The organism is Deinococcus sp. HSC-46F16 (assembly GCF_024171495.1).
In the GTDB taxonomy this organism is placed as follows: domain Bacteria; phylum Deinococcota; class Deinococci; order Deinococcales; family Deinococcaceae; genus Deinococcus.
In genome coordinates this window covers 16,840-28,891 of the sequence record NZ_JALJZW010000011.1, presented here as the reverse complement: position 1 = coordinate 28,891, position 12,052 = coordinate 16,840, and the positions used below count along the sequence as shown (strand labels likewise).

At 67.1% G+C, this 12,052-nt stretch carries 4 protein-coding genes; 1 reads left to right on the top strand and 3 read right to left on the bottom strand.

What is annotated here, in order from left to right; all coding sequences use genetic code 11:
• Positions 1-5 precede the first annotated feature (5 nt).
• The gene (locus L1280_RS15355) at positions 6-560 is read left to right on the top strand and encodes a hypothetical protein (protein WP_253583259.1); all 555 of its coding nucleotides are present in this window, start codon (positions 6-8) and stop codon (positions 558-560) included.
• A 43-nt stretch (positions 561-603) separates the two neighbouring features.
• Here the strand turns inward: L1280_RS15355 and L1280_RS15350 are convergent, their stop codons facing one another.
• Genes L1280_RS15350 through L1280_RS15340 form a run of 3 tightly spaced genes read right to left on the bottom strand, consistent with a single transcriptional unit; the run spans position 604 to position 11,694 of the window.
• Complete coding sequence (locus L1280_RS15350; RefSeq protein WP_253583257.1) at positions 604-1,695, bottom strand: hypothetical protein; 1,092 nt, start codon at positions 1,693-1,695, stop codon at positions 604-606.
• A gap of 7 nt (positions 1,696-1,702) precedes the next feature.
• Positions 1,703-4,333, bottom strand: coding sequence for a DEAD/DEAH box helicase (locus L1280_RS15345; RefSeq protein ID WP_253583256.1), 2,631 nt, complete (start codon positions 4,331-4,333; stop codon positions 1,703-1,705).
• Positions 4,330-11,694, bottom strand: a complete 7,365-nt coding sequence (locus L1280_RS15340) for a sacsin N-terminal ATP-binding-like domain-containing protein (RefSeq protein WP_253583254.1) — start codon at positions 11,692-11,694, stop codon at positions 4,330-4,332. The genes L1280_RS15345 and L1280_RS15340 overlap by 4 nt, the downstream gene beginning before the upstream one ends.
• Between the last annotated feature and the right edge of the window lie 358 nt (positions 11,695-12,052).

Below are 12,052 nucleotides of genomic sequence, written 5' to 3'. Positions count from 1 at the left end.
GTTGTATGACCGCCCCCGACGATTTGGCGTATTACGATCTCGAGCGCTACCTCTTTGAAACCGTCTCCCGCAAGTTCGCTGAGGGCGAGGAGGTCACGACCTTCGACTTTTTCTGCATCGTGGTGTGGAAATCCAACCGGGCCAAGTCGAGGGTCGCGGCACGGCTGATGAACAGGAACGCCGACCTTGACGCGGCGGTGCGGCAGCTGGTCGGGGAAGTCCGGGAGGCTGAGGGCAACAGGGCCAGACTGAAAGTGCTCCTTCAGGCCTGGCAGCTGCGGCTGCCGATGGCGACGGCCATTCTCACGGTCTTCTGCCCTGAAGACTTCACCATCTACGATTACCGCGCCTGCGAGCAACTGGGGGACTTCGCTGACCTCGCCGACCGCACCGACTTCGACCGGCTGTGGGAGGGCTACGAGCGATTCGTCGCGGCGGTCCACGCCGCCGTCCCCGGCGAGCTGAGCCTGCGGGACAAGGACCGCGCGCTGTGGGGGCGCTCCTTCAGCCAGCAATTGAAACGCGATATAGAGCGCTGGTCGGCCCTCGGGCACAGCTAAGGACGTCCCGAGGCTCTCCCGTCAGGGGCAGGAGCATGTTCCTTTACGCGCTGTCTTCTTGGAAAGCCTGAGGAAAGTGTTTGGCGAGGGCTTCGAGGGTGCCCTGATCTCGCAGGCGGCAAACGATGTACTGATTGCTGAAGAGGGAGCTGCCGGTCAGGGCATCACTCTTGGGCACCGTTTGTTGCCACTCGACGCCCACCAGCCATTCCGAAAGCTCCGGGTCATCGAAATCATGGAGAGCTTCGGGGGCACTGAAGGGCAGTGAGGAGACGGGACGCACATCGCCGCCCACCTTGAAAACGAAGTCCTTGATCGGCGTTGCGACGGTCGTGACCGTGCCAACCCCGACATACCCCACCCTCGGGATGTAGGCCGAGACTCGGCGTCCTGGCTGCAACGCCTCCAGGGTGCGGCTGTACTTGCGGCCCTTCCCTGCGCTCAGGAACCCGTACCTTACGGCGTCGTCCCAGTGGCGCAGGGTGCTCTCTCCGAACACCACGTAGTAGTCCTGGCCGTTCCAGGGCTGCTGCTTTTTCTGACTGTCCCGTCGCTCCACCTGCTCAGCCGCTTCATCGGGGTCGATCAGCCACGTCCGCACCAGGAATTCGTCCTGCCCAACGGCGAAGTGCCGGAAGAACACCACATTGATCGGCACGCCGTAGTCCACGAGGTACTGAACGATGCGCTCGGTGGACGGGTCAATGTCCGACGCGACGATGGTGAGCTGATGCGAGGCATTCAATGTCTCGGGCAACGCCGCATCAAAAGAGTCGCGAAACCCGTCGTCGAATCCCTTCCCGTCATGGTTCTCGGCGTAGATGCGCTGCACGTCCTCGCGGCCGAGCTTTCGCACCCAGGCGGCGTAGTCCAGAGCCTGCGCCACCACGTCCCGGGGCGTCAGCCCCCGCTTGAGTTCGATGACGTGCAGGTGGCCTTCGCTGTCCACAGCGAGCAGGTCAATGAACTTGTTGTTCTCGGTGCGGACCTGCCGCCCGACGAGCATGAGACCGGGGTCGGGGATCTCCAGGTTCTGCTCCAAGGCCGCTTGCAGCTTGCTTTCCAGAGCCAGGGGGATGAAAGGAACCTTCTCGACGGTCTGGCCGAGTTTCCAGATAGAGCTTTCAACAGGCATGGGTTCCTTACTGGGGGAGGGGAGCGAAAATGGCATAGGGCTCGACCAAGGGCGCGGCGTAGTCGAGATTGAGATCCGGGAGCTGTTCGGTCAGGGCGTGCGTTTCGTCTTCGAGCATGTCGGCGAGGGCCTGCATCAAACCGGGGTCTGCCGCCGCGTCCGGGCCGGCCTTGAGCTCGTTGAGCAGTTGCAGCAGTTCCCAGTCCCGCAGCCAGCGGGGTTCCCCGCTCATCAGCCGACCGATGAAGGTGCGGCGGGCACCGGGGCCGGTGGTCACCCGGTCCGCCACCCGGAACACGTAGAGGGGAGCCTCGAGCCCGGCCCACTGCGTCAGTGCCACGTTGGCTTGCAAACCGCGGCTTTGGTGCAGGGCCGCGTCCACGACCTTGTGCCCGACCCCAGCGACGTCCCCCCGGTCGCCCCCCCGGAAGAAGGCGAGGTTTTTGTACTCCCGCAGCACCCCGATGCCCATCCAGTCCTCCGGGGTCTTGAAGTTCACGAGGTCGCCCTCCTCGCGCAGCAGGCGGCTGTTGTGGCGCAGCGCGAGCCGGAAGAAGGGGAGCAGGTCCGGCAGGTCGACCCGGGGAATCAGGGAGCTGGCCTGCTGGTAGTCGAAGCTCGCGCTGTGCCCGATCAGGTCACGCACCGTCTTGAGCACGTCCTGACCGCCGAACTGCGCGGTCTGTCGGTCGAACCAGTCACTCATCTGGTCCCGCCCCACACGCTGCCCTTCGCTGAACAGCCGGTCGAAGAGTCGCGGCGAGGTCATGCCCAGCACCAGTTGCAGCAGGTCTTCAGGCTCATCCATGACCGCGTCGAAGGCACGCATGATGTTCTGAAGTTTCGCGTTGAGCTTGTCCCAGATCAGGGCCTCGACGGTGCCGGGGTTGCGCAGGGACAGCACCTCGACGCGGCGGGTCTGGCCGTAGCGGTTGAGCCGTCCGACCCGCTGGTGCAGCCGCATGGGGTTCCAGGGCAGGTCGACGTGAATCAGCGTGTGGCAGCTGCGCTGGAGGTCGATGCCCTCACCGGCGGCTTCCGTGGACACGAGGAAGCGCACCTTCCCGCTGTTGAAGTCCTCGGCGGCCTGGGCGCGGGTCACCGTGATGGACTGCCCCAGCACGTCGTCGGCGCGGCCGTCCCCGTTGATGAAGCTGACCCCGTTCCGACCGTACTGCCGAATCAGGGCACTCAGCAGCAGGCTCTGGGTCGCCTTGTACTCCGTGAAGAACAGGACCGAGCGGCCCGCGAAGCGTGTCTCGAGCGCGTCCATCACCGTCTGGATCTTCGTCTCCTGCGTGACGCGGTCGGCCAGCTCCAGCAGTTCCTGGAGGCGCTGGCGCTCGTTCGTCATCAGCCGTAGCCCACCGCCCCACTCCCCGACCTGCTCCTCGAGTGCGCTGGCGGCGTCAACCTCACCGTTGCTCAGCAGGTCCTCGTAGGCCTGCGCGGCCTCCTCGGCGTTGCGGATCAGGTTGTCGACCTTCGCGGCCCGGCCCCGCAGGGCGCGCCGGACGGCGGCGACGGAGCTGGAGGCCAGCTTTTGCAGGGCGATCAGCACCAGCCAGATCACGCTCTGGTCGCGGGCGCTGGTCAGGGTCGCGGCGTAAGCCTGTCCAGTCGCGATGAACTCCGTGAGCTTGGTGTAGAACTCGGTCTCCTCGGGGGAGTAGGCGTACTCCTCGCTGCTCACCAGGGGGGGCTCGAACAGCCGCCGCCCCTGCAAGTCGGTGACCGTCTGCTTGTTGTTGCGGATCACGGCCTGCGGAAACTTCGTGAGTTGAGCGCTGAGGTCGACCTCTGTGCTGAAGAGGTCGGGGCGCAGCAACTCGAGCAGGGCCGCGAAGCCGTGGTCCTTGCCCCGGTGCGGCGTCGCCGTGAACAGCAGCAGCCCCCCGATCTTGCCGTGCTCCTGAAGCTTTTCGAGGAGCTGGTAGCTCAGGGTCGCGCCGGTCGCCTCATCCACGTTGAGGTGGTGCGCCTCGTCCACAATCACGAGGTCCCAGGGTTCGGCCTCCAGCAGGCGGTCGTGCCGCCCTTTGCGGTCATCCCGCAGGGTCTGCATGGAGGCGATGACCTGCTGGTGGATGTCCCAGTAGGTCGCCCCAGCCTTGGCGGTGGGCTGGTCCTGCTCCGGGCTGTACACCGTGAGGCGAATGTCGAACATCCGCTTCATGCGGTCCTGCCACTGCCCCGTCAGCGAGGCGGGCGCGAGAATCAGCAGCCGGGTCACCTGACGGCGGCTCAGGAGCGGCCACAGGATCAGGCCCGCCTCAACGGTCTTGCCGAGGCCGACGTCGTCCGCGATGAGCCAGCGCGGAGGCCAGGTGTTCAGCACCCGGTGGCAGACCCAGAGCTGGTGCGGGAGCAGGGCGATTCTCGACCGGGAGAAGACGCCCCAGGCCTCGTTCAGGCTGGTGATCAGCTCCGCCTGCACCCGGAGCTGCGCCTCCACCGGGGAGGAGAGTCGCCCGGCCCGCAGGGCCTGAAGGGCTGTGATCCGGCTCCGAAGCTCGGTGAGCAGCACCTCCTGAAGGCCATTGTCGAACCGCACGACCGCCGTGGGGTCGTCGACCATCACCACGGTGCCCACGCCGTAATCGCCGTGAGAGACCTGGTCGCCCTTCCTCAAGGTCATTCGGAACCTCCGAACAGCGCACGGCCCAAAACCCGCTGTTGCAGGGCCAGGGCCGTGGTGTCGTCCCGGCCGCTGCCAAGGAGGATGTGCAGCGGCAGGTCGTACTGACCCCCGAAGGTGGCCTGAGCTTCACCCAGCGTCTGCGCCAGATGGGTGTGGATGCAGCGCGAGGCCGCCTCCACATCATCCTGGGGAAGCGGGCGGCGCATCAACTCGGACATCAGCAGGCGCACCCGGCGGGTGGGGACGTACGCCAGGGGGGCCAGCTTGGGGTTGCGGAGGGCGCCGCCCCGCAGCAGTTCACGGACGACAAACGGCGCCCCCATTCCCAGCGTGCGCGTGAGGGGTGGGGCGTCGATGCCGCTGCCCTGCAAGTCGGGATTCACATTGGGGGCCAGCAGCAGCCGCAGCGACCGCGGCTGGGCATACTCCAGCTGGAGCAGCACCTCCACGTACGTGTCGAGCCAGTGCCCAAGCTGGTAAAACCCCACGAAGCCGCGCATCCACTGGTAGTACTTGAGCACCTCCGCGTCCCCGGTGAGGTAGGTGCGCAGCGAGTCCATCCAGCGCTCGTCAGGTGCGTCCGGGGCACTGAAGGCGTCCAGCCACCCCTTCTCGGCGCACAGGGCCAGGAAGTTGCGGTGGGCCTCGGGCAGCGTGCGTCCCATGCTCTGAAGGCTGCCCAGCATCAGCAGCGAGAGCCACGCCCGGCGGCGCCCGGGGCAGTTACTGTCGTAGTCTGGCCCGGTCACGAAGGGGACGCCGCTGGGATAGAGGCGCTCGTTGTACCGCTGCGTCTCGGCGGTGCCCTCCTGCCGCCACCAGGCCACCAGGCGGTGGAGGAAATCGGGGGGGAGGCGCAGCGCCTGCTCACTCTCCTCGTCCTCGTCGGTGGCCTGGGTCGGCGGCGGTGGGGGCAGGGCGGCGAACACCTCCTTGGTCTGGCGCAGGGCGTTGAGCACATCCCGCTGCTGCGCCTCGTCGAGCTGGGCCCACTCGGGCAGCCCGACCAGCTGCGTGTGTTCGAGCCAGCTTCCAGTCAGTCTCAGGCGCAGCGCGGTCAGGACAGCACCGCTCGGCACCTGGTTGGCGATGTACTTCAGGGCAGCGAGTCGCGCCCTGGCCTTGGCGGCGAGCAGCCAGCCCACCGTCTGGTGCTGGTGGGCTTCCCCGCGCAGACGGCGGAAGAGAACGATCCCCGCGGCGTCGTAGGCGTCCGCCAGTTGGGCGTTGGCAGGCGCGAAGGGGAAGCGTTCCGCCTCGTCCCCGTCCTTGGCGGCCATCAACAGCTCCACGGGGCGGGCATACCCCCCGGCCCGTGTCCGGAAGGTCAGGGCATCCAGCCAGTCGGAGACGGCCTCGTCCTCCCGAAGCTCCTCGACGACGTCCTCGCTGAGCACCGGCGCGAGCCAGGAGGCCTGCTCGGGGCCCACCCGCCGGTCGGGCAGCAGCGTCTTGAGCACCTCCGGCAGGGTCAGTTCGGCCTGCGGAACCGGAAGCCCCAGCCGCTGCAAGACCCGCGCCGTGTCCGGGCTCAGCAGCCCCTGGGCCGGGTAGGCCCTGCGAAATTCCGCCTGCTTGCCCAACTGCGCGAGCAGCGCCGGAGGGAAGTCGAGCGTCCGTGTCCCAGCCTGCCCGGCCTTGACGGTCGCTGCATGACCCTCGGGAAGGCCGTTGGGTATTAGGGCCCGCCGGAGGGTCAGGGCCCCGTAAGCCCCCTGCTCGCCCCAGAGCAGGTCGCGCAGAAGTCCGAAGGCCGGGTTGCTGTCCTCCCGGCTCAGGGGAAGCGCGAGCGCCTGCCAGAGAAGTGCAGGCAAGTCGATTTTGGCCTTTGCAGGCCAGCCGAGCCGCTCGTTCAGGCCACCCTTCGTCTCGAGGTCGAGGAGGGTTTCCAGGGCGGCTTGGAGTCCGGGGCGAAGCCGCTCGACGAGTTCGGAGAGGCCAGCCTCGTTGCGGGCCAGCTGGGCGCGTCCCGTGTCCAGCGGAAAGGAAGCATGCAGCAAGAAGGGCAGCCCCAGCCGTTCGGCGGTAGGTGCGGTGACCCACAGGTTGGGAACCTCGCTGTCCAACTTGCCGAGCCCCAGCGGTCCCAACGGGAGGAGAAGCTTGAAGTCGGGAGAATGCAGGGCCAACCCCCGCCAGTTCTCTCCCGCGCCCTGGAGGGTCATTACTGCTACGCCGGGCGCGACGATCTGCTCCTTCCACTCGTGGTGCCGCGTTCCCTTCGCGTCTCGCAACTGCAATCGCCGCAGGGCGCGGGTGAACGCCAGAGCAAATGGAGCGAGTTTCGAGAAGTGCTCGAAGGTGGCTGCCGCGACCTCTTGGTCGACCAGGGGGAGCTCGACCAGGGTGGCGTCTTGCAATTCGGCGGGCACCACCCGTTCGAGGTAGCGCCGCATCTTCTGCACGTGCTGCTCGTCGGGGGTCACGGGGTACACGCCGCCCTTGACGGTGAAGGCCAGCCGGCCGCTTTTCACGGTGGGCCGGTCGCTGAGCAGGAATACACTCTTGAAGCCCAGCCCGAATTTCCCGGTGACGCCCGCCCCCTTGTCCGAGGACATCAGGGTGAGCATCTTCTCGAGGTCACCGTCGAAGCCACGCCCACGACCGTCGAATTCCCCGTAGGAGAAGAAGTTGACCGGGCGGCCGTGGTGGATAAAGCGCAGGGCGTCCTGGCCCAGATCTGCGTGGAAGGTGCGGCGCACGTCATCGGCGCGCCCGGTCATCTCCTCCCACTCGCTGAGGGCGTCGTCCGCGTTCTGAAGCAGCTCGAACGGCACGCTGCCCGGCGTGTACTGCATGTCGGTGATCTTGCCCCTGACTCCCTGGAGCAGCGCCTGCTGCGTCGCCCGGTCCTCCTCGACAAGCTGCTTGAGCTGGCTCTGAAGTTGCCGGATGCGGGCCTCGGCCTGCGCCTGCACCTGCTTGGCCCCCTGATCGCGGGCCTGTTCGGCGCTGCGGTCGGCGGTCTCGATTTGTTGGAGAAGGTCACGGATGGCGCTGCCACGCGCGACCCCAAGCTGGCGCCCCCAGGTCTGCGAAGCCACCTTGATCAGGCGGTTCTGAGTCGCGGCCACCGTGGCCTGGTTGCTGTTGACGACCTTGTCGAACTCCTCGCGCAGGTGGGGCGGCGTCACCTTGAGGTAATGGTTCAGCACCCAGTGTAGGGACTGGAAGAGGAGGGCCGGGTAGTCGATGTCGGGGGCGCGGAGGTTGATGACCTTGAACTCGACCGGATAGACGAAGTGGGCTCCGTGCCGAAAGGGGCGCTGTCCGGCAGCGGGAGTGAAGAGGCTGGTGATCTTCTGGTCGTCCTGGAAGGCCACCTCGAGCGGCTCTCCGAGGAGGTTGAGCACCCGCGTCGTCTGCCCCTTGTGGAGGGTCACGAGCAGGCGAATCTGGTCGTGCATGGCCTGGTACGACTTGAAATCGCGGGGCAGGGCCGCCGAGGGCACGTCCCGGAACGCGTTCTCCCGCAACACGCCCAGGTCGAACGTCACGAGGTAGGGCTGCGCCGCGTGGTGGAGGACCGGATTGCCGTCCAGCAGGCCAAGAAAGGCCCCGAGCTGCTCGCGCGGCACGGAGGTCTGCTCCCACTCGCCCAGGTGACGTCGCAGGTCCTGCGCCCCGTTTTTCAGGCGGAGGTCCACCGACACGTCCCCCTCGGCATGGCCCCGCACAGGGAGGTCGTGCTCGGCTTTTTTCTCTCCGCCGTAAAGCGCTTCCGCTTGCAGTGTATTCAGGACAGCCTTCGGATCGAACTGTGGCCCAAACGCCACGAGGTCCTCGGCCTTGCACCACTGCCCGGCCTCATTCAGGAAGTGCAGGCGGCTGAGCGCCTTGGCGGGGACGTGCTGGAGGCGCAAGTCAGCCAGCAGGCTGGGGTAGACCCGCTCCACGGCAGGCTGAACGTCCTTACCCTTGGTGCGGACCTGCTCGTGCAGGCGTTCCAGCATCCACAGCAGGCGTTCGGAGGTCACAGGTTGGGCCGCCGCGCTCAGCAGAGCCGCCTGCATGTCGCGCGACTGGCCGAAGGCCTCGAGCAAGCCGACCACCGGGAGGTCGTCGTGGCTGACTCCCTCAAACGCCTTGAGCCAGACCTCGGAAGGCTCGGCCACGCTTCCGACGTGGTACCCCCGCGCCCGCCGGACGAGGCCGAGGAGGGTCTCCCGCTGCTTGTCCTCAGGGGCGGTCAGGCGCAGCAGTCCTGGGAAGAACTGCCGGTTGAAGTCAGCGCTCAAGTCCTCCTGTACCGGCACCTTGATGTCGCCCGCATCCCTCAGGCGCCGAATCTCCTCGCGGCTCTCCTGATGCGCAAAGAGTAGGACATCTTTGGGCGCCACGCCGCCCCCTGCTTGCAACGGCCACCACGGCAGTTCACCGGCACGTTGCGGCTGGGCTGTTCCCATCTGGCGCAGGGCCTCGGACAGCACCGGCCAGTGGTGCCACGGCTCCGGATCGTTCAGGACGAAGTCCCAGACACTCCGGTGGGAGAGTGGAGGAGCCAGCTTGGCGAGCCGGGCATGAAGGGCCTTCTGCTCCGGCTTCCTGAGCAGGGTCATGCGCCCCACGAGGGTGTCCGCCTGGAGGCCCCCCTCGAGGTAAACGCCTTGACCGATGGCCGTGAGTTGACGGTCCACGGTCGTGAAGATGGGCAGGCGTTGAAGCAGGGCGTCGTCGGTGAGCTGGAGGATTAGCTCCTCACGCTCCGCCGCCGTGAGCTGGTGGCCGGGGAAGTTCGCGGCCGCTGCGTGCAGCAGGGGCACGACGGTCTGCACGTCCGCCTCGACCACGCCCAAGCGCTTCATGTCTTTGGGTGACAGGAAGTCCACCTTCGGCTGAACGACCGTCCAGTCGAGGGGAGAGTGTTCTCCCGCTAGCCGAGCGATTTTGCCCCAGAGGCCCTTGGGGTCGCTGGTCACGAGCAGCGTTTGGTCTACGTCCGTGGCATGTTCCGGGCGGCCGTGCAGCAGCAACCGGAGGACACCGCGGTTCTCGAGGGCGTCGCTGACCGACGGGGCATCGGTCAGGATGCGGTGCAGCAACTTCAGGCGGTGCGTGTCCTCACCGAGACTGCGGGCGCCCCTGAGGGTGTCGAGCACCGCCTTGATAGAGAGGCGGGGAATGACCGCCTGATCCACCTCTAGTGCGGTCAGGACGCTGCCGGGAACGAAGTGCAGGGAGGTTTCGCCAAGAACGTCGCGCAGATGGGTGAGCAGCACGCTCTCCTCGCGCTGTTGACGGAAGATGCGCGACTCCTGGGCCAGCGTCAAGGCTTCACGCAGGCTCAGCCAACGTCCGACCCCCTGCGAGCCCTGATTGGTGGGCAGGAGGGGGCGGTCCAAGACGAGCTGCTCGAAGTCGAGGGCCGTGTGCAGGTGGCGTTTGACAAAGCGCAGCAGCGGGGCAATGTCGTCCACCTCCTGGATCATGTCGAGGAGGGCGTTGGCCTGGTTCGCGTCTAAGCTCCCCACCTGCTGACGGGAGGCAAAGCCGTCCGGCACCAGGATGACGTTGATGTCCAGCCCCATCAGGCGGTCTGTCAGCTCCTTGCTCATGCCCTCGGCGGGAAGGCTCAGGACCTGCGACCCGAGGTAGCGGCTTAGCAGTGAGGCCACCTCTTCCCGCTGTTTGCCCAGCGCGGCGAAGCCGACCTCCAGCAGGGCGGTGCGGAAGCGCTGCACGAGGGAACGGCGATGCTCGGCGACGGGCAGATACGGGCCGAGGGCCAGCAGGAGCCGGGTCCTTTCCGGGTCGAGCAGGACGGACTGGAGGTTGTACCTCTCCAGGAGAGCGTCAAGCAGCGACGTAGGCCAGACCCGCCGCTCCTCACGCAGGAAGGCAGGGCTGCCCACATCTCGCAGGAGCAGCGGGGCGGTCAGCGTCTCGAGGGCAGCGGCGTGCGCGGTGGTTTCCGGCGTCTGCGCGAGCGGGAGGACGGCCGCGTCCACGGGCAGCAGGCTCCACTGGAAGTGACCATCGCGGACGACCCGGGCCCACTGGTGGTGCGCCGTGAGACTGTGGCGGTAGCCCTGACCCAGCCGGGAGTCCACCAGGGCCTGGGTCAGGGCGCCCAGCACCGCCTCGTCTGCGGTGCTCGTGATGTCGGCCAGCCCCTTCAGGACGTGGGGAAGCACGGCCGTCTCTGCGAGGCGGCCATTCCACTGCTCGCGGACCCATTCCTCGCTCTCCGTGTTCACGGCCGCCTGGCGGTGCAGGCCGTAGATGGACTTGCGGTCGGGACGCAGGAAGAAATAGCCGTGAAGGGTCAGGGCGTAGCTGTCCGGTCCGGGGAGGGGGACCGTCTGGCCGAGCGCGTCCTCGACCGGCAGGAAGACCGACCAGGTGGCCTGGAGCTGCGGTGAGTTCGATGGCGTGCGTTGCCAGACGACGGCCCCGTGAGGCACGGAGGGGTCCTTGCGGAATTCCTCGCCGTACGCGGTCGCCACCTCGGTCGTCGGCCAGTACTTCCCGCCGCTGAGGTCGAGCAGGTCACGGTTCGGGCTCAGCACCTCCGCGCCCACGTACAGGGAAGTCGTGGGCCCCGGGAGATCCTGAATGCCGCCCCCGAAGCTCTTCGTAAAGGAGGTGCCCTCCCCAAGCCGGGTGGTGCGTCCAGTCCCCACCCTCTTGAACAGGCGCACGGGTGCGGCGGGCCCGGGCGACGCCTTGAGACCGATCTCGCAGACGTGTCCCATCATCGGCAGCATCCTCCCGATCTCGCCCTGGATGCGGTCGGGAATGGCGAAGGGCTTATCTCCGGGGTAGTGCCGGACCACGATGGCGGGCCGCTCTTCACCGGCTTTCAGGCAGTCCGTCTCGCGCCGCAGTGGGATCCACACGATGAACCCGTCGGGGAGCCCCAGCGAACCCAGATGTTCGAGGATCAGCCGCCGGTCGTCCGGGGTGAACTTCACCCAGTCGGGCCGGTAGGGCTCATCCCCACCCACCCACGGGCTAAGCACGTCGAAGTGGGGTTTGCGCCAGACCTCCTCCGGGTCCAGGCGACTGTCCATGAAGAAGAGCGCCTCTGCCAGGTAGAAGGCGCTCTTGAGCCCGAGCCCGAATTTGCCCACGGTGCTCGCATCCCCCCCCTTGGTGCTCAGGCCCAGGGTGATGATGGCGCGGGCGTCTTCCGGACGAAACGGGCCGTCATTGACGGAGAACAGGGCAGGTCCACGCAGCAGCGGGTGTGCGGCCTGGGGAAGCCCGTCACTACACCCAATCACGACCCGGGTCGCCCCGCTGTCGTCGGCGTTTTGCAACAACTCCTTGATGATGAGCAGCTCGTCCGTCTGGTCGTTGAACAGGTTGCGCAAGAATTTGAGGACGGTCGCTGAACTCTGCTCGATGCCTGCCAAGGGAACTTCCTCCGGGGGTGAGACGCTGACCCCCGCCGTGCACTGGGACAGCCCTCAGGGATTGCTGGGGGGTTGGAACTGCCCAGAGTCTACGGGAGGGGCAGCGGGTCGGCATGCAGATTTGCCGCGCTGGGCAAGCGGTCAGCGCGCCTGGTAGGGGGCTCACCTGAGAGCTTGCTCCCCATCGCCTGAAGTCTGGCGAGGGTCGCCCCTCCCCGGTGCCCACGCCGCCGCGTCACGCGGCCAGTCTCCTCGTCCACGTCCCGGCGCCCGACCAGCCGAACGACGGGCCCTGTCCTGCGGAACCTCTGGTGGATGCGCCGATGCCGCGGAAGTCAGCCTTATGGGCACGCAGGTT